Source organism: Lysobacter solisilvae (assembly GCF_016613535.2).
GTDB classification, from domain to species: domain Bacteria; phylum Pseudomonadota; class Gammaproteobacteria; order Xanthomonadales; family Xanthomonadaceae; genus Agrilutibacter; species Agrilutibacter solisilvae.
Genome location: NZ_CP071518.1, coordinates 2,039,102 through 2,055,832, shown reverse-complemented (window position 1 = coordinate 2,055,832; position 16,731 = coordinate 2,039,102). Strand labels below are relative to the sequence as shown.

Genomic DNA, 16,731 nt, shown 5'->3' with positions numbered 1-16,731 from the left:
GAAGGGTCAGGGCGCCTGGCCGCACCGCACCTGGTGCGGCAGGAACGAGGCCGCCCGCACGAATGCCGGCCTGCCCTCGAACTCGGCAGGCTCGGGGACAAGCTCTACGCGATATTCGAGCATGGGTTCGAACGGACAGTTGCTGCATTCCCGGGCCGCCAGGACACGCATTCTGGTTCCGGCCTCCAGCGGCATGACGAAGGTGACTTCCGAGCCCCGGAATCCCGGATTCCAGATCGATACGAAGTCGGTTTTCTTCTCCGGCCCGAACCCCTTGGTGACGCCATGAGCACGAAGCGTCTCCAGCAGGACGCACTGCGTGCCGATGAGATCGCCATGCTCGCCGGAAACATCCCGGTACGCAGCCTCGCCGCAACCGGAGAGCGCGGTGGCTGCCAGACATGCAAGGATCAGTTTGTGCTTGTCCATGTGCGTCCTGTCGGCAGATCAGAGCCGGCCCCATGCCCGGCCCGCATGCATTGCTAGCCGCGTGCCGCGTAGACGCCGAGCAGCGAGCTGACCAGCTTCAGGCGAACCCGCTCCCCGGCCGATACCTCGCGGGCCGCACAGTAGGTGACGTTGGCGCCGCTGCTCAAGTCGGCGCTTGCCAGGTGGGGGCAGCGCCTGCCACTGCTGACGCTGACGACAGTGGCGTCCTGCACTGACCTGCTTCCGACGGCCATGTTGGCCAGAGCAGCCAGGTTGTAGGAAGCAAATGCGACCAGCACGGCTGCGAACAAGGCCACGGTTGCCGGGTTGACAGCCGTTCCGCGAAAGACCACTTCCCTTTCCGTGGCACTGAGCTTGATCACAAACGTCGACACGCCCGCGCCGGCCACGAGGGCCAGGCAGAGGAAGGACGCAGAGAAGTACCGCCCGAACTGCAAGCCCACTCCCACGGCGAGGACGCCGAAAAAGAAGAACGCCATTTTCCAGAGCAATTTCATCGGCGACGAACGCCTGAGAGGCGCCGTTGCCGCTCCGCTCTGGATTGAATGGATGCTGGCACGCCGCCTGGCTGCCCCATGCTTCGGCCCCGGTGGCATGCCAGGCGCGCCGCGACGACTACCGGTAGTCATTGACCAGCTCCCCATTCGACGAACCCTCGAACTGCGGGAGCCCGTCCGTGATCTCGTAGAAGTCGGCCTTTTCGCCCACGAAGATGTGCCCGATGGTCTTGAGGCCGGTGGGCCCGTCCAGCGATCCGGCGATGATCCCCATGGCATCCAGATCGAAAGGCTCCCAGAACAGGCTGGACCCGCACACGCGGCAGAAGCCGCGCCGTGCGATATCCGAAGTCTGGTACCAGGCCAGGCCGGTGTCTTCGGTGATGGTGATGTTGACCTTCCGCGCCTTGGAATGCGGACCGAAGTTGCCGTGCAGGCGCTGGCACATGCTGCAGTGGCAATTCACGACATCGCGCAGGGGGCCTTTCACCTCGTAGCGGACCGCTCCACAAAGGCAGCCGCCGGTCGTGGTCTCATGGCTATCGGTCATGACGGATTCCCCCGCGCACGCGGCGCCTGAGTGAAGCCGGGCGCGACGGCTTCGGTTTGTGGATCGCCGGGAGCGCCCAGGCGCAACTACTGGGAATTGGCGAGGCGGACATTTCCATCAGCGGAAATGATGAGGAGAAAGCCACGGTGGAACTGCTTGCGTTTGGCCGTGGGGTAAGCGCCAAACAAGTATCCATCCCTGTCCTTGCAGACGCGCTCGACGGTCAGCTCATCCTGCCTGTGGCCAGTGAGCTCGAACACCCTGTCGTAGAGCGCCGATTCACTGATGGGCAGGCTGGCGATACTGACGTCCACGCAGAGCAACTCCTGCTCCACCGCGTCGGGACCTGGCTGGGATTGGGCCTGATGGCCGCACCCGGCAACACCCAGGGCGGCGAGGAGGAGGATGCTGCGGCAAGCGCGTTCTACCCGATGCATGGCCTGACGCCTGAATTGAGCCGACCCGCGAAAGGTCGAACGTGCCGACATGCTGCAGCTAATCAAAGCCGCGATCAAATAAAACCGAGGCTACCGCACCGACCCCGACGAGCGCCGCAATGCCCATGGCAAGTGTCAGCCCTGCAGCGACGATCGTGGTCCGGCCCGCGCTGATTCGTCCGCCAGAAAGCTGGACATGCGCTGCCAGCACCCAGATCAGCGGAACCAGCCAGGCAGCCAGGGCGACCAGCGGAAACGCCAGCGCCGGCGCCTGCAACCACAGGAGCCCATAGAACAGCACCGGGGCAAAGACCAGGGACCACACGCTGGCCAACCAGAACCGCAGTCGCGGTGAGGGATCCCCACCCCCGACGCCGAGATCGGACTGGGGTGGAGCGTAGGGATGTTGATCGGAAGCTGGCTCAGTCATGACGTGCTACCTCCGATCGGTGAATCGGCTTGGCTTGAACGAATTGTCAGCTGCGTGGCGAAGCGAACTGCCCGCCCTCACCGCAGCTCCGCCAGGCACTGCTGCTTGACCGCCGACAATGACGACTCGGGCACGGACTCCAGTGCAGCGCGCCGCAGCGAGCGCTCATGCGCCCGCGCTGCCGGGTTGTCCAGGAAATCGGGCCCCATGAAGGAAACGCCGAAGCACGGCTTGCCCGGGGTCTGAGCCCGCAGGAACGCAGCCGGATCGACCCGGACGAAGTGACTGGCGATCTGCGCCAGATCCTCCAGTGATTCGCCGGGCGGTGTTGTCTGCGCCAATGCCACGACCTGCTGGAATGCAGCGGCGTCCCCGGCATCCACGCGCGCGGACAGGTCTGCCAGGCTGGACTGCCCTAGGGCCGGGAACGTGGCCAATGCAATCAAAGGTCCAAGCAGCAGGGAGCGTTTCATGAGGGCTGACGCCTGGGTTGAGCCGCGCCGCGAAGTGGCTTCGGCTTGAGCGGGATTGTCAGATGCCGTCCGCGGATGGCCTGCCCGCCGCACGAGGCATGACGACGACCCTGTGGGCCTTGTCTCCGAGATCCTTCTCAAAGGACGGCGTCTGGGCAATGTTGGCTTCCATGCTCGTATCCCAGTCGAGCACCCAGGCGCCCTGGGAGAAGTAGTACATGCGAGCAGTGACATTGGACAGGCTCCCGTTCGGGGCGGCGGCCGTTGCCACGACCCGCACCTTGCCTGGCACCTCGATCACCGCGTCCTGGCCGAATGGCACCCATACGCTTGGAGTGGCGATGGGCTTGCCGCCTTCGCTTACCACGGCATCGAAGCGGACTCCGTCACCACCGGCGTAAGCCAGCAAAGGAGCGGACGCGAGGACAACGGCTGCGACGAGTTTTCTCACAAGGTTCTCCATACTCTTGGGTCTTACGTCTGGATTGAGCCGAGCCCGCGAAGAGGCTTGGGCCTGGATGAATTGTCAGGCGGCAGAGTCAAGGCTGGCAAGCAACGGTTATGGAGGTGACTGTCTTGCCCTTTGCCGGAATCTGCAGCCAGCAGGCGGCGTCGGCTCCATAGTATTCATAGAAGCTGCCCGACTCCCGATCTGCCACAAGCGGCGGACCGTACAGGGAGAGCATCCTGTCCAGCGGATCTCCAGGGCAAAGATGCATTGGCGTGCATCCCTTTGCTTTGTCGGAATAGAGCCCGGCCACAACCCCGTCGCTGAAAGACACGCGCACGTTCGGGTAGACATAGTGGAGGTTGAGGAAATCTGATGCCTCGACTTTGCGGCGAGGCTGACCCAGAAGCGCAACGACCGCGCCGGGTGACTCCCCGATAGCGACACCGCCCAGTGCGAGTTCCCTGTCTGGCACTGTGCCTTCGCGCGCGAAGGCCAGGGATGGGATCAGGAGAAACAGGATGCTGAGAAGTTTCATGCCGCCTGACGCCTTAATTGGGCCGAGCCGCGAAGCGGCTTCGGCTTGGATGAATTGTCAGGCGGCAGCTTAGTACCCATCGGCTACGAGTTGGATCGCGGCGATCGGCGGCCCCCATCCCAACCTTCCCCCGTGGAACGGGGGAAGGAGGCCAAGCCGTGGTTTGGGGTGAGGACACGGCGATCTGCTGCCCCCATCCCAGCCTTCCCCCGTGGAACGGGGGAAGGGGCCAAGCCGTGGCTTGGGGTGAGGACACGGCGATCTGCTGCCCCCATCCCCACCTTCCCCCGTGGAACGGGGGAAGGGGTCTTACGCAACGCGCAAAAAAAAGCGGACCCGAAGGTCCGCTTTTCTCATCTCACCGCGCTGCCGTCTCAGGCGTGCGCGCGCTTGGGGAAGCCCACCATGCGCTGGGTTTCCTCGCACCACAGCTTCATGCGGGCGCTCTTGAGGCTGGTCCACAGCGTCAGGCGCGGAGCGGCCTGCAGCAGGGGGCTGGACTCGAAGGCTTCGCGCAGGCGGTAGTTCGGGATGCGGCTGGCCAGGTGGTGGATGTGGTGGTAGCCGATGTTGCCGGTGAACCAATGCATCACGCGGGGCAGGTCGTAGAACGAGCTGCCGGCGACGGCGGCGCGGCTGGAGTCCCACTCCTTGCCACGGGTCCAGTACGCCTCTTCGAAGGTGTGCTGCACGTAGAACAGCCACACGCCCGCGGCGCCGGCGATCAGCACGATCGGCAGGTGCACCATCAGCACGGTGTGCCAGCCCACCCACCAGCCCATCAGGCCGCCGGCGATCAGCAGCACCAGGTTGTTGAGCAGCACGCTCGCCCATTCCTTCTTCCAGGTGAAGGGCAGGTCGAACGGGAAACGGTGCTTGAGCACGAACTGGTAGGCCGGGCCGATGCCCAGCAGCACGGGCGTGCTGCGGTACAGGCGGTAGCCCAGGCGACCCAGCCACGAGCGCGAGCGGTACTCGGCGACGGTCAGGGTCTCGATGTCGCCCATCTCGCGGCGGTCGAGGTTGCCCGAGGTGCCGTGGTGGATGGCGTGGGTCTTCTTCCAGTAACCGTAGGGGAAGAGCGTGACCACGCCCAGGCAGCGGCCGACCATGTCATTGACGCGCTGGTCGGCGAAGAACGAACCGTGGCCGCAGTCGTGCTGGATGATGAAGGTGCGCACATAGAGGCCGGCGGCCGGCAGTGCCAGCAGCAGGGTCCAGCCGTAGCCCCATTCGGCCACCACGCTCCAGGCCATCAGGCCCCACAGCACGGCAAACGGCACCAGGGTGTTGATCAACTGCCACACCGCGCGTCCCATGTGGGGTCGGGCGAACTGCGCGCAGAGCTTGCGCAGGTTGGAGGCGTCGGACGGAGTAGCAGCAGTAGCAGCGTTCAAAGGCGGGGGTCCCCTTGTGGAGGACCCATTGTCCCCATCGCACACCATCACCGCAACGACGCTGGCGTATGGATGTACTGGCTGAATGGGCCGGGCTTCACATTCCGGCCCTTCCGACGCTTGCGCCCAGGTAAACACGCTGCGAGGCTGGCCGGCCTTCACGCGCGAAACCGCCATGCAGACCCTTCGTTTCGATCTCGATCGCGAGCACGTGGAGCTCAACCAGCTGCTCAAGCTGGTCGGCCTGTGTGACAGCGGGGGTGCCGGCAAGCAGCTGGTGGCCAGTGGCGCGGTGCGCGTCGACGGGGTCGTGGAGCTGCGCAAGACCTGCAAGATCCACGCGGGCCAGACCGTCAGCCTGGACGGCGTGCGCATCGAGGTGGTCGCGGCGCCCTGATGTCGGCGGGTGCTCGGGCACCTGATCGAACCTACGCGGACGGAAGGCCTCCTTGCATGGGGTGCCCCTGCCCCGGCTTCCTTCACGCCCGCACCGACCGCTTAAGATCTCCCCGGGGATTACCGGATGGGGAGACACCGTGGGAATGATCGTCGCCGTGCTCGCGCTGGCGCTGCTGGCCTGGGCCGTGTTCGCCTTCAACCGGCTGGTGCGCCTGCGCAACCAGGTCCGCACCGCCTGGGCCGACATCGATGTGCAGCTGCAGCGCCGCCATGACCTGGTGCCGTCGCTGGTCACGGCCGTGCAGGCCTACGCCGGGCACGAGCGCTCGGTGCTGGAAGCGGTGACCCAGCTGCGCGCGCAGGCCATCACGCTGCGCAGCCCGACCGCCCTGGCGCAGGTCGAGACGGCGCTGGAGCAGGCGCTGGGCCGCCTGTTCGCGCTCAAGGAGGCCTACCCCGAACTCAAGGCCAGCGAGAACTTCGCCCAGCTGCAGCGTGATCTGGTCGAGGTCGAGGACCACCTGCAGTTCGCCCGCCGCTTCTACAACGGCTCGGTGCGCGACTTCCACAACGGCATCGCCCGCGTCCCCGACGTCGTCATCGCGCGCAGCTTCGGCTTCAGGGAGGTCGAGTACTTCGAGGCGCAGCCCGACGGCCGCGCCGCCGTCACCGTGGACATGACGCCATGACGCGCTGGCTCGTCCTGCTGCTGTGGCTGGCCGCCGGCGTCGCCCACGCCGACGAACGCATCCTGGCCTACGACTCGCGCATCCAGGTCGCCGCCGACGGCAGCCTGGAGGTCACCGAGAAGATCACGGTGCGCGCCGAGGGCACCAACATCCGGCGCGGCATCTACCGCGATTTCCCCACCCGCTATTCGGACCGCTTCGACAACCGCGTGGTGGTCGGCTTCGAAGTGCTGGACGTGCAGCGCGACGGCCGCGAGGAGGCCTGGTTCACGGAGAACAAGCGCAACGGCGTCCGCATCAACACCGGCAACGACGACCTGCTGCCCGTGCCCGCGCAGTTCACCTACACCCTGCGCTACCGGACCACGCGCCAGCTGGGGTTCTTCGCGGGCAACGACGAGTTGTACTTCAATGCCATCGGCACCGGCTGGGACTTTCCCATCGATGCCGGCAGCGTCGAGGTGCGCTTGCCGCAGCCGGTACCCGTCGACCAGATCCACGTGGAGGGTTACACCGGTCCACAGGGTTCCAGGGACCAGGACTACGTCGCCATCACTCCGCAGCCGGGCGTGGCGCGCTGGCGCCTGACCCGCCCGCTGCAGGCCCGCGAAGGCCTGGCCGTGGTGCTGACGTTCCCGAAAGGGGTGGTGACGCCGCCGACGCGGGCCCAGGGGTGGGCCTGGTTCTTCCGTGACAACGGCGGCGTGCTGGTGGCGCTGCTGGGCCTGGTCGTGCTGCTGGTGTTCTGCGTTCGCCGCTGGCATCGCGTGGGCCGCGACCCGCGCGCCGGCGTGGTCATCGCGCAGTACGAACCGCCCGAAGGCCACACCCCGGCCGGCCTGCGCTACATGTGGAAGATGCGCCAGGACACGCGCTGCTTCTCCTCGGACCTGCTGGCGCTGGCGGTGGCCGGCCAGGTGCGCATCCACCGCGAGGAAGGCATCTTCAAGGACACCTGGTCGCTCGAGCGCATCCAGGGCGTGAAGATGGATGGCCTGGGCGCCAGCGAGCGCGCGCTGCTGTCCACGCTGTTCTCGTCCGGCCCGAGGCTGGTGCTCAAGGACAGCAACGCCACCACGATGGCCGCCGCGACGGCCGCACAGGGCAAGGCGCTGGGCGCCCAGTTCCAGCCCGCGATGTTCAATCGCAACGGTGCGAGCATCCTGGCCGCGGCCGGCATCGCGCTGGCCTCGGTGGTGCTGGCCGCCATCGTCGGCGGCCAGGCCGGCATGCCCGCGACCGTGCTGGTGGCGGTGGTGATGCTGCTGACCATCATCGCCTTCGCGGTGCTGGTGAATGCACCCACGCCGGAAGGCCGGAAGCTGCTGGACGCCATCGAAGGCCTGCGGCTGTACCTGGGCGTGGCCGAACGCGACGACCTGGCGCGCCTGGGCGGGCCCGGCGCGCCGCCCGCGCTCGACGCGAAGCGATTCGAGCAGTTGCTGCCCTACGCGGTGGCGCTGGAAGTCGAAGACGCGTGGACGCGCAAGTTCACCGCGGCGGTGGGCGCCGCCGCGGCGGCAGCCGCGACGTCCGCCATCGGCTGGTACCACGGCGGCCACAGCGGCGACCTGGGCAGCTTCACCAAGTCGCTGGGCAGCACGCTCAGTTCGCAGATCGCGTCGTCGTCCTCGCCACCGGGCAGCTCCTCCGGCTCGGGCGGTGGCGGTTTCTCGGGCGGCGGCGGCGGTGGCGGCGGCGGCGGCGGGCGCTGAACCAGGATCCTCCGCGGCCTTCGGTAAGCCTCCGTGGTCTTCCCGAATCCCCTGCGGTCTTCCGGAAGCCTTCACGGTCTTCCGGAAGGCTCCGCGGTCTTCCGGAAGGCTCCACGGTCTTCCGGAAGGCTCCACGGTCTTCCGGAAGCCTCCGCGGTCTTCCGGAAGCGTCCACGGTCTTCCGGAAGGCTCCAGGGTATTCCGGAAGGCTCCACGGCCTTCCCGAATCCGGATCTGGTATTCCGGAAGCCGATTTTCCCCTTCCCGAATACGAATCCGGTATTCCCGAATCCTCCACGGTCTGGCGGAAGGCCAAATCCGCATTCGGGAAGACCAGATCCGCCTTCCGGAAGGCTTTTTTTGCCTTCGCGAATACCGATTTGGTATTCGCGAATCCTTTTTCGGGATTCCCGAAGCCGTTTTCGGTACTCGTGAAGCCATTCCGGGATTCCAGAAGCGTTTCCAGGCTGGTTGAATCCCGCCAGAGCCCGCGGACCCCATTCGACCCTCCCTGCCGGCAAACCGATGCGCCCGGTTCGCGGCGGGTCAAAGCACTCGAATCACTGGCCCGGCGACGACTCGCCCCACCCTGCGGCTCACACAGACCAAAAAAAGACGCCGCCCGAAGGCGGCGTCGTCGATTCGCGTGGCGTGCCCGGCTCAGCGGGTCGTGATGTTGCCCGTCGCGTTGCCGTTGACGGTGTTGAACACGACGCGGTTGCTGCCGAACGACACGATGGCGCCGCCGGTCTCCGGGCCCAGGCCGTTCGGATTGCCCGTGACCAGGTTTTCCGAGATGTTGATCGTCGCCGCGGCGCCCTTGGCCTTGATGCCCGCGGCGCCGGCATTGCCCAGGCCGTTGTTGCTGATGTGGCAGTTGTCGACGTTCATGCTCACCACGGCCGACGTGCTCTGCGCCTGCACGCCGCTGTTGAGGTTGTTGCCGATGAAGCTGTCGCGGACCGACATCTGGTTGGTCCGGTCCTCGGCCTTGATGCCGAAGCCGCTGGCATACACCCGCACGTTCTGCACCGACACCACCGCGGTGCCCACCGCGCCCGGGATCGAATGGATGGCCGAACCGGCGGCGTTGCCGATGTGGGTGTCGGTGACGACCAGGCGGCTGTTGCCCGACGGGCTGAACTTGATGCCGTCGGCGCTGACGTCGTTGATGCGCACGTTCTCGACGATCAGCGTGCCGCCGGCCAGGAAGCGGATGCCATCGACGCCGGTGGTGGAACCGTCGATGGAGATGTTGCGCAGCCTGACGACGTCCGCGGCGCCGGCATTGACGATGACGCCCGCCGGTGCACCGGTCGACAGGATGCTGCCGTGGATGCCGCCACCGTCGATGGTGATGGACTTGGTGATGGTGACGGTGCCGAAGCCGCCCGGGTCGAGCACGCTGATCACGCCCTTGGCGGCGGTCTTGCTGATCGCCCCGGCGAAGGTCTTGCAAGGGGCCGTGCGGCTGCAGGGATTGACGTCGTCGCCCACGCCCGACACCCAGGTGCGGGTCGCCTGCGCGTGGGCCGAGGTGGCGATCAGAAGCAGGCCCAGGCCGAGCGCGGCCTTGCGTACCGTGGTGTTGAAGCTCTTCATCGTGGTTCTCCTTGGTTGGGGTGGCGGCGGTGACCGTCGTCCAGTCGGGCCGCGGGCCCCTCCCCCATGTGGGGGATGGGACACCCCTACCAACGCAAAGGGCCGGCCAATCCAGTCATCTCGGGCAAAAAAAACGCCGCCCGAAGGCGGCGCTTGATTTCCGGTGCGGGGCTGGCGGAGCGGGGCTGGCCCGGCAGAGCCGCCGCCGACGTCAGCGGGTGGTGATGTTGCCGGTCGCGTTGCCGTTGACGGTGTTGAACACCACGCGGTTGCTGCCGAAGGACACCAGCGCGCCGCCGCCCTCGGCACCCAGGCCGGTCGGATTGCCGGTGACCAGGGTCTCGGACAGGTTGAGCGTCGCGGAGGGGCCCTTGGACTTGATGCCGGCGGCCGATGCGTTGGTCAGGCCGTTGTTGCTGACGTGGCAGTTGTCGACGTTCACCGTGACCACGCCCGACGTGCTCTGCGCCTGCACGCCGCTGTTGAGGTTGTTGTTGATGAAGCTGTCGCGGATCGACATCTGGTTGGTGCGGTCCTCGGCCTTCACGCCGAAGCCGCTCTCGTACAGGCGCACGTTCTGCAGCGACGCGACGGCGGTGCCGGCGACGCCCGGGACGGTGTGCACGGCGGTGCCGGCCACGTTGCTGATGTGGCTGTCGGTGATGACCAGGCGGCTGTTGCCCGACGGCTGGAACTTCACGCCGTCGGCGGTGAAGTCGTTGATGCGCACGTTCTCGATGATCAGCGTGCCGCCGGCCGCGAAACGCACGCCGTCGATGCCGGTGGACGCGCCGTCGATGGAGATGTTGCGCAGGCGGACCACGTCGGTGGCGCCGGCGTTGACGATCACGCCGGTGGTGCCGGACGCCAGGATGCTGCCGATGACGCCGCCGCCGTCGATGGTGATCGCCTTGGTGATGGTGACGGCGCCGAAGCCGCCCGGGTCAAGCACGCTGATCACGCCCTTGGCAGCGGTCTTGCTGATCGCGCCGGCGAAGGTCTTGCACGGTGCCGTGCGGCTGCAGGGGTTGGCGTCGTCACCCACGCCCGAGACCCAGGTGCGCGTGGCCTGCGCGTGGGCGGAGGTGGCGATGACGAGCAGGCCGAGACCCAGCGCGGCCTTGCGCAGGCCGGAAGCAAAACGATTCATGGAGTTCCCCTTTTTGGTGGACGGCCGCCGGTCGGCAGCACATCGGTGTGGCGGTGCCTATGGTGCCCGAAGGTGGCGCCCGGACGGAACCGGTCGTCGGCCCGGGCGGTGCCCATGCGGGTGCGCATGCAACCGGCGGCGATGCGGTGTGCCCTGCACGATATCGGCCGGCGCCGGCAGAACTTGTCAGGCGCGCGCGAGCACTTCGACCGGATCGCCCGCGCGCACCGTGCCTGCCGAACGCGGGATCAGGTTCTGACCGAAGGTGATGCCCTTGTCGCTGCGGCGGTAGCTGGCCAGCGTGCGCAGCGGCTCGCCGCCGGGATCGCGTTCGCCGCGCTGCGGATCGACCGTGGTGAACACGCAACGCGTGCAGGTCTTGACCACGTCGAACTCCACCTCGCCCACGCGCACGCGCCGCCAATGGTCTTCCGCGTGTGGCGCATCGGCGCCGCCGACGACCAGGTTGGGCCGGAAGCGCAGCATCGGCACCGGCTGCGGCAGCCGGGCGTTGAGGCCGTCGAGCGAAGCCTGCGAAATCAGCAGCAGCGGATAGCCGTCGGCGAAGCTGACCGTGTCGTCGGCGCGCGCCTGCGGCTCGTCGATCGTCCTGTGGCTGTCCGGGCCCATGTGGACCAGGCGCACGGGCTGCAGCAGGAAGTCGCTCAACCAGGCGTCCGCCGCCGGGTCGGCGCCGCGCGCCGCCACGGTGCTGTCCCAGACCGTCGCGTCCACCGGCCGGCCGTTGTCCGGCGTCGCCACGGCCAGCGACGGCATGCCGGGCGCCTCGAGCACCAGGCCCTCGGCGACGGGCCGTGCCCGCACCAGGGTCAGGCGGGCCAGTTCGCGGCCGGTGACGAAACGGCCGGCCGGATTGACCACCATCCAGCGCCGGTCGTTCGCCAGGCCCTGCGCTTCGACCGCGGCCTCGCGCACCGCCAGCGCGGCGGTGGACTTGATCGGATAGAGGTAAAGGCCCGAGAGGTTCATGGCAGCGTCCTTGGCGCGCGGGTCCGGCACGCGCCTGCGTGCGGCTCCCTGTCCTTCCAGAGTAATCTGCCGGCCCCCCAAGGATGCAGATCGCCCCGACATGGACAGCACCGCCCTCTTCCTGGACCAGGCCCCGGCGCGCCTGGCCGCGCTCGACGCACTGCTCGACCAGGCCGGAACGCCCCGCGAGGTCGCCTGGACGGTGTGTGAGTTCGCCGGCCGCGAACTGGGCCTGGGCGACTGCGTGGTCTACCTGCCCGACGGCGACGACGGCCTGGTGCAGCAGGCGGCCTGGGGGGCCCAAGCGGGCCGCCGACCACATGCTCGAATCGCGCATCCGGCTGGCGATCGGCGACGGCGTGGTCGGCGACTGCGCGCGCCAGCGCACGCTGCAGCGCGTGGACGACACCCGCCGCGACGGACGCTACGTCGCCGACGACCAGATCAATCTTTCCGAACTGGCGGTACCGCTCCAGCATGACGGCCAGTTGCTGGGCGTGCTGGACAGCGAGCATCCGCAGACCGGCTTCTACGACGCGCGCCACGAACAGGCGCTCAGCGCGATTGCGCAACGCGCGGCGGAACGCCTGTCGCGGCTGGCGCGCTGACGCGCTGAGGTCCGCGCGCCAAGGTTCCGATCCGGGATCGGCACGGCGCGCGATGATCCGCGGCCGGCTGCCCGCCTGATACCCCAATCGCGGTAGCCCTGAGCACACGATCCGTCGCCAGCCGGTGAAAGGCAGCCCGGACGCGGCCGCGACGTGGCCCGGCCCCGCGCGCGTGCATCCCCCGGGTGGGGGATGCCGCCCGCTTGCACGTCGCGCAGAACTTCCAGCATGGACACTGGGCGCTCGTCCCCGGATCCGACCATGCAGAACCCTCCGCCCCGGCCGCGCTGGCCGAGCCACATCGCGCGTCATCTCCAATCGCTGTCGATCAACGCGGACGAGTACTTCGACGTGGCGGCCACGCGCCTGCGCTCGCGCCTGGGCCTGCACCGCCCGCGGCACATCGCGGCCTACCGCGGTTTCGTCGACGACATGGGCGTGCAGCTGATGGGACGCGTGCTGGCCGAGGCGCCGCTCGGCGGCCCCGGCGAGAAGGACGACTGGTGGGACAACCTGCTCAACACCTATCGCCGCTTCGAAAGCGATGAGGTGCCCGGCGTGGAGATCGTCGCGCAGTTCCGCGGCGCCCAGGCGCACGCGGTGAGCGATCACGAGGGCTATTACCGCATCGCGATGGACGACGCCGGACAGGATGCGCAGGCGCTCTGGGAGTACGCGAGCATCAGCCTGGGCGACGGTTCGCTGACCACTTCGCAGCCGGTGATGCGGGTGTCGCGGCAGGCGCGGGTGGGGATCATCTCGGACATCGACGACACCGTCCTGCAGAGCAGCATCACCGACTGGAAGACCGCCGCGCAGCTGACCTTCCTGCACAACGCGCGCACCCGCAAGCCGCTGCTGGGCGTGGCGCCGCTGTACGCCGCGCTGCAGGCGGGGGCCGACCGCTCCGGCCGCAATCCGATCTTCTACGTTTCCAGTTCGCCCTGGAACATGTACGACCTGCTCGACGACTTCATGGCGCTCAACGCCATCCCGCCCGGACCGATCTTCCTGCGCGACCTGGGACTGGACCCCGGCAAGTTCATCAAGTCGCCAGGCCACGGCCACAAGCTCGAGCGCGCGCGCGAGCTCATCGCGCGCATGCCGCAGATGCGCTGGGTGCTGCTCGGCGATTCGGGACAGGCCGACGCCGAGCTGTACGCGCAGGCCGCGCAGGAATTCGGCGACCGCATCGTGGCCATCTACATCCGCGACGTCGACCCGGACCTGGACAGCCTGCTCGACTCCGGCGTGGACGCCATCATCCAGCGCGTGGCCGGCACGAAGGTGCCCATGCTGCGCGCGCGAGACAGCATCGCCATCGCCGAGCACGCCATGGGCCTGGGACTGATCGACCCCGCCCTGCTGCCGTCGATCGTGGCCGAAGTCTCGCGCGACAAGGCGCGTCCGACGCTGGGCGAGGCGGCCTTCGAGGAAGGCGTCGAGACCGCCGTGGAGAACGTCACCGGCAAGACGCCGGCGGAGTCGGCGCCCGGCCGCGTCGAGGACGAGGGCGCCAAGGCCGTGCCGCCGGGGACGACGCCCGAACCGCCGGAGCCGCCGGCGGCGTGAACCCTTCAGCGCAAGCCGGCTGCCGGCTGAACCGCGCCGGCCGCCGCGTCAACGCGCGCGACGCAGGGACGTTTCCCCCCTGCACGGCAGTTCCGCCGCTGACGGAGTCCACGATGAATCGCATGCTTCCCCTTGCCGCCGCCCTCCTGCTGGTGCCGCTGGCGGCGCCCCTGCTCGCCCAGTCGCCGCAGTCCGGTCGTACGAAGCTCGACACCAACGCCGACGGCGTGATCGACCGCGCCGAGGCGGCCGCCAAGCCGCGCCTGGCCGAACATTTCGACAGCCTGGACCGCAACGGCGACGGACGACTGTCGGCGGACGAACGTCCGCAGCACCCTGGCAATGGCATGCGCGGCGGTCACCATCGAGGCCAGGGCATGGAACGGCTGGACGTCGACAAGGACGGCCGCATCAGCCGCAGCGAGTTCGATGCCGGCGAGGCCAAGCGCGAGGCCATGCGGGCCGAGCATGCGCAGAAGGCCGGCGCGCAGGCATCCAAGTCCCAGACGTGGCGCGCCGCGCTCCCCAAACCCGACTTCGCCGCCATCGACAGCAACCGCGACGGCTACCTGGTGGGTTCGGAACTGCGCGCGCACCACGAGCGGATGAAGCCCCAGCTTGAAGCCCTGCACAAGCAGCATCTGGAGGCATCGTTCAAGGCCGCCGACATCAATGGCGACGGCAAGCTGGGCCGGGTGGAAGTGGACGAAAAGATGCCGCGCCTGAAGGACCGCTTCCAGTGGCTGGACGAGAACCGCGACGGCTTCCTCAGCCGTGCCGAACTGCAGGCCTCGCACGGGCGCCGCTGACCCGGCGTCCCGCTTCCGGCGCAGGCGGTCCAACGCCACGGTAATCGACACGGACGGCCCCTCGCGGGGCCGTTCCGTTTTTGCGGCATCACTGCGAAGCCCTTCAGCGGCCGGGCGGATTGCCGGCCTGGCCAGGCAAAGGATCGTCGATGGGATCCAGCGGCACCGAATTGGCCGCGGGTCGTGCCAGCAGCAGCACGCCGCAGAGCACCACGGCGGTGCCGAGCACCTGCAGCGCCGACACCGATTCGCCGAGCAGCCAGCCCCGCAGGAACAGCAGCGACACCGGCCCCAGTGCGGACAACTGCGCGGCCGCACCGGAACCGATGCGGGCCACGGCGGCCATGGTCATCGTCACCGGCGCGAAGGTGCACAGCACGGCGTTGACCAGCGCCAGGCCATACACCGGCGCGGACAGCCGCAGCAGTCCGGCGGGATCCCGCGCGATGACGTAGTGGATCGCCGTGACCGCGGTGGAGACCAGCATCGCGTAGGCCACCAGCCGCAGCGGACCCACCCGATGGATCAGCTCACCCGACAGGGCGAGGTACAGGGCGTAGGCCAGTGCCGCGCCCAGCACCAGCGCGCCACCCAGCGCCAGGTGGTCGCCTTCCAGGCGCAGGCTCTCGACGAACACCAGGGCGACGCCGGCGTAGCTGACCGCCAGCGCCACCCATTCGCGCCGCGCGACGCGTCGCTTGAACAGGACCACGCCCAGCAGCAGCACGAAAGTGGGATTGAGGAACAGGATCAGCCGTTCCAGCGAGACGGGCACGTACTGGAGGCCCCAGAAGTCGAGCAGGCTGGACAGGTAGTAGCCCAGCACGCCCAGCACGAGGATGAGGGCCCGGTCGCGAGCCTGCAGCGGCGCTGCGGCCCGCCGAGATTCACGTACCGCCAGCAGGGCGAACAGCGGCAACGCCAGGCCCATGCGCAGCGCCATGACGTCCAGTGCGTCCAGGCCATACCGGAACTGGAACTTGGCCAGGATCGCCTTGGCCGAGAACAGCACGGCCGCACCGGCGGCCAACAGGAAACCCAGGCGGCGCGAGGACGCGCCGGAGATCGGCGGATGCGAAGGAGTCACGGAGGTGTCGGCGGCGTCCGAGGGGGCGGACGCGCGCAGGATAGCAATCGCGCTGGCGCCGCCGTGCCGACCGCATCATGGAACGGCGACCGCACCACGCGGATTGCAAACGTCGATCCGCGGCACTGTCGGGCGGCGGAAGTCTCCGCCGCGCGACTTCGGCGCCCTCAGGTCTGCGGCGTGGCCGTCTTGAGCAGGCCCGCTTCGCGCTTCAGGCGCGCGAGCACCTTGGCCAACGGCGGCTCGGGCTCCTGCTGCGGCGGCAGGGCGGGAATGGTGCCGGTGCGACGCGGCGTCAGCAGCCAGTCGATGGCTTCCGACATCACCTCGAAGCGGCGGCTGCGGAACTGCCTGGCCTCGGCCAGCTTTTCCACCACGCCGTTGGCGTTGGACGCATTCCCGTAGAGGTAGGCGACGCGGCACTCGCGCAAGCGGCGCTCGCCGGCCAGCCGCTGCGCGAACTCGCTGGCGGCCTGGAAGGATTCGGGTACGGCCTGGGCTTCCTGCATGTCCATCAGGATGCTGCGGATCTCCTGCCCTTCCAGCTGCTCGAGCAGTGCATCCAGGGCAAGGGCGCGGTCGGCGATCGAAATCTGGCCCCGCAAGGTGACGACGGCGAGCCCGATGTTGGGGCTCAGCACGATGGAATGATTCATCGACAGGTCCTCGCGCTGCCCTCGCCCCCTGCGATGGCTTCTCCGCGCCGGGCAACCTTACTCACGCGCGTGTCGCCGCGGAGGCCGCGTGAAGAGGTCGATGCACGAACCGCTACGTTCGCCACACTTTAAAGATCCCGGCCCTTGAACCGTTAATGGGGCTTTAGGAAAAGAGCCGGGTTCCGCCAGGTGACAGCGAGCATGCAAAAGCGGCCGTGCGCGGACATGCATTGC

20 protein-coding genes are annotated in these 16,731 nt (G+C 68.2%); 6 read left to right on the top strand and 14 right to left on the bottom strand.

Features of this window, described 5'->3' with window-relative positions; genetic code table 11:
• Positions 1 to 6: 6 nt before the first annotated feature.
• The 9 genes from I8J32_RS09130 to I8J32_RS09090 form a co-directional block, all read right to left on the bottom strand.
• Positions 7 to 429, bottom strand: a complete 423-nt coding sequence (locus I8J32_RS09130) for a hypothetical protein (RefSeq protein ID WP_200611119.1) — start codon at positions 427 to 429, stop codon at positions 7 to 9.
• A 53-nt stretch (positions 430 to 482) separates the two neighbouring features.
• Complete coding sequence (locus I8J32_RS09125; RefSeq protein WP_200611116.1) at positions 483 to 947, bottom strand: hypothetical protein; 465 nt, start codon at positions 945 to 947, stop codon at positions 483 to 485.
• 118 nt (positions 948 to 1,065) lie between these two features.
• On the bottom strand, positions 1,066 to 1,497 hold the full coding sequence (locus I8J32_RS09120) for a GFA family protein (protein WP_207526514.1): 432 nt from the start codon (positions 1,495 to 1,497) through the stop codon (positions 1,066 to 1,068).
• An 86-nt stretch (positions 1,498 to 1,583) separates the two neighbouring features.
• Entirely contained in the window at positions 1,584 to 1,934 is a 351-nt protein-coding gene (locus I8J32_RS09115) for a hypothetical protein (RefSeq protein ID WP_200611112.1), read from the bottom strand.
• 58 nt (positions 1,935 to 1,992) lie between these two features.
• Entirely contained in the window at positions 1,993 to 2,259 is a 267-nt protein-coding gene (locus I8J32_RS09110; protein WP_200611105.1) for a hypothetical protein, read from the bottom strand.
• A gap of 182 nt (positions 2,260 to 2,441) precedes the next feature.
• On the bottom strand, positions 2,442 to 2,837 hold the full coding sequence (locus I8J32_RS09105; protein ID WP_200611102.1) for a hypothetical protein: 396 nt from the start codon (positions 2,835 to 2,837) through the stop codon (positions 2,442 to 2,444).
• A 58-nt stretch (positions 2,838 to 2,895) separates the two neighbouring features.
• On the bottom strand, positions 2,896 to 3,288 hold the full coding sequence (locus I8J32_RS09100; RefSeq protein ID WP_200611099.1) for a hypothetical protein: 393 nt from the start codon (positions 3,286 to 3,288) through the stop codon (positions 2,896 to 2,898).
• An 88-nt stretch (positions 3,289 to 3,376) separates the two neighbouring features.
• The gene (locus I8J32_RS09095) at positions 3,377 to 3,823 is read right to left on the bottom strand and encodes a hypothetical protein (protein ID WP_200611096.1); all 447 of its coding nucleotides are present in this window, start codon (positions 3,821 to 3,823) and stop codon (positions 3,377 to 3,379) included.
• A gap of 374 nt (positions 3,824 to 4,197) precedes the next feature.
• A complete protein-coding gene (locus tag I8J32_RS09090; RefSeq protein ID WP_200611094.1) occupies positions 4,198 to 5,220 on the bottom strand; it encodes a fatty acid desaturase in 1,023 nt (340 codons plus the stop codon).
• 175 nt (positions 5,221 to 5,395) lie between these two features.
• Between I8J32_RS09090 and I8J32_RS09085 the strand changes: the two genes are divergently transcribed.
• The 3 genes from I8J32_RS09085 to I8J32_RS09075 all read left to right on the top strand — a co-directional run bounded on the left by I8J32_RS09085 (position 5,396) and on the right by I8J32_RS09075 (position 8,023).
• Positions 5,396 to 5,617: an RNA-binding S4 domain-containing protein gene (locus I8J32_RS09085; RefSeq protein ID WP_200611091.1), complete on the top strand. Its 222-nt coding sequence runs from the start codon at positions 5,396 to 5,398 to the stop codon at positions 5,615 to 5,617.
• Positions 5,618 to 5,762: 145 nt separating this feature from the next.
• Positions 5,763 to 6,308, top strand: a complete 546-nt coding sequence (locus I8J32_RS09080; RefSeq protein ID WP_245156504.1) for a LemA family protein — start codon at positions 5,763 to 5,765, stop codon at positions 6,306 to 6,308.
• Positions 6,305 to 8,023 (top strand): DUF2207 domain-containing protein, encoded by a 1,719-nt coding sequence (locus I8J32_RS09075; RefSeq protein WP_200611085.1) that lies wholly within the window; start codon positions 6,305 to 6,307, stop codon positions 8,021 to 8,023. The genes I8J32_RS09080 and I8J32_RS09075 overlap by 4 nt, the downstream gene beginning before the upstream one ends.
• Positions 8,024 to 8,683: 660 nt before the next feature.
• Here I8J32_RS09075 and I8J32_RS09070 read toward each other — a convergent pair.
• From I8J32_RS09070 to I8J32_RS09060, 3 genes are all read right to left on the bottom strand, one after another.
• Entirely contained in the window at positions 8,684 to 9,625 is a 942-nt protein-coding gene (locus I8J32_RS09070) for a right-handed parallel beta-helix repeat-containing protein (protein ID WP_200611081.1), read from the bottom strand.
• Positions 9,626 to 9,836: 211 nt separating this feature from the next.
• A complete protein-coding gene (locus I8J32_RS09065) occupies positions 9,837 to 10,775 on the bottom strand; it encodes a right-handed parallel beta-helix repeat-containing protein (RefSeq protein WP_200611078.1) in 939 nt (312 codons plus the stop codon).
• Positions 10,776 to 10,961: 186 nt separating this feature from the next.
• Positions 10,962 to 11,765 carry an MOSC domain-containing protein gene (locus I8J32_RS09060; RefSeq protein WP_200611075.1) on the bottom strand — a complete coding sequence of 268 codons (804 nt, stop codon included), beginning with the start codon at positions 11,763 to 11,765 and terminating at the stop codon, positions 10,962 to 10,964.
• A 320-nt stretch (positions 11,766 to 12,085) separates the two neighbouring features.
• Here I8J32_RS09060 and I8J32_RS09055 point away from each other — a divergent pair, with 320 nt between their 5' ends.
• From I8J32_RS09055 to I8J32_RS09045, 3 genes are all read left to right on the top strand, one after another.
• Entirely contained in the window at positions 12,086 to 12,373 is a 288-nt protein-coding gene (locus I8J32_RS09055; protein ID WP_207526513.1) for a GAF domain-containing protein, read from the top strand.
• A 261-nt stretch (positions 12,374 to 12,634) separates the two neighbouring features.
• On the top strand, positions 12,635 to 13,945 hold the full coding sequence (locus tag I8J32_RS09050) for an App1 family protein (RefSeq protein WP_200611071.1): 1,311 nt from the start codon (positions 12,635 to 12,637) through the stop codon (positions 13,943 to 13,945).
• A gap of 122 nt (positions 13,946 to 14,067) precedes the next feature.
• Positions 14,068 to 14,754: an EF-hand domain-containing protein gene (locus I8J32_RS09045; protein WP_245156280.1), complete on the top strand. Its 687-nt coding sequence runs from the start codon at positions 14,068 to 14,070 to the stop codon at positions 14,752 to 14,754.
• 103 nt (positions 14,755 to 14,857) lie between these two features.
• On the opposite strand, the gene I8J32_RS09040 is transcribed toward I8J32_RS09045, so the two are convergent.
• Positions 14,858 to 15,841: a DMT family transporter gene (locus tag I8J32_RS09040; RefSeq protein ID WP_207526511.1), complete on the bottom strand. Its 984-nt coding sequence runs from the start codon at positions 15,839 to 15,841 to the stop codon at positions 14,858 to 14,860.
• Positions 15,842 to 16,008: 167 nt separating this feature from the next.
• Complete coding sequence (locus tag I8J32_RS09035) at positions 16,009 to 16,497, bottom strand: hypothetical protein (protein WP_200611065.1); 489 nt, start codon at positions 16,495 to 16,497, stop codon at positions 16,009 to 16,011.
• Positions 16,498 to 16,731: the final 234 nt, after the last annotated feature.

Coding starts and splice junctions, on each gene's coding strand:
- I8J32_RS09130 (WP_200611119.1), bottom strand. CDS start 429: ATGGACAAGCACAAACTGATCCTTGCATGTCTGGCAGCCACCGCGCTC.
- I8J32_RS09125 (WP_200611116.1), bottom strand. CDS start 947: ATGAAATTGCTCTGGAAAATGGCGTTCTTCTTTTTCGGCGTCCTCGCC.
- I8J32_RS09120 (WP_207526514.1), bottom strand. CDS start 1,497: ATGACCGATAGCCATGAGACCACGACCGGCGGCTGCCTTTGTGGAGCG.
- I8J32_RS09115 (WP_200611112.1), bottom strand. CDS start 1,934: ATGCATCGGGTAGAACGCGCTTGCCGCAGCATCCTCCTCCTCGCCGCC.
- I8J32_RS09105 (WP_200611102.1), bottom strand. CDS start 2,837: ATGAAACGCTCCCTGCTGCTTGGACCTTTGATTGCATTGGCCACGTTC.
- I8J32_RS09095 (WP_200611096.1), bottom strand. CDS start 3,823: ATGAAACTTCTCAGCATCCTGTTTCTCCTGATCCCATCCCTGGCCTTC.
- I8J32_RS09085 (WP_200611091.1), top strand. CDS start 5,396: ATGCAGACCCTTCGTTTCGATCTCGATCGCGAGCACGTGGAGCTCAAC.
- I8J32_RS09080 (WP_245156504.1), top strand. CDS start 5,763: ATGATCGTCGCCGTGCTCGCGCTGGCGCTGCTGGCCTGGGCCGTGTTC.
- I8J32_RS09075 (WP_200611085.1), top strand. CDS start 6,305: ATGACGCGCTGGCTCGTCCTGCTGCTGTGGCTGGCCGCCGGCGTCGCC.
- I8J32_RS09070 (WP_200611081.1), bottom strand. CDS start 9,625: ATGAAGAGCTTCAACACCACGGTACGCAAGGCCGCGCTCGGCCTGGGC.
- I8J32_RS09065 (WP_200611078.1), bottom strand. CDS start 10,775: ATGAATCGTTTTGCTTCCGGCCTGCGCAAGGCCGCGCTGGGTCTCGGC.
- I8J32_RS09060 (WP_200611075.1), bottom strand. CDS start 11,765: ATGAACCTCTCGGGCCTTTACCTCTATCCGATCAAGTCCACCGCCGCG.
- I8J32_RS09055 (WP_207526513.1), top strand. CDS start 12,086: ATGCTCGAATCGCGCATCCGGCTGGCGATCGGCGACGGCGTGGTCGGC.
- I8J32_RS09050 (WP_200611071.1), top strand. CDS start 12,635: ATGCAGAACCCTCCGCCCCGGCCGCGCTGGCCGAGCCACATCGCGCGT.
- I8J32_RS09045 (WP_245156280.1), top strand. CDS start 14,068: ATGCTTCCCCTTGCCGCCGCCCTCCTGCTGGTGCCGCTGGCGGCGCCC.
- I8J32_RS09035 (WP_200611065.1), bottom strand. CDS start 16,497: ATGAATCATTCCATCGTGCTGAGCCCCAACATCGGGCTCGCCGTCGTC.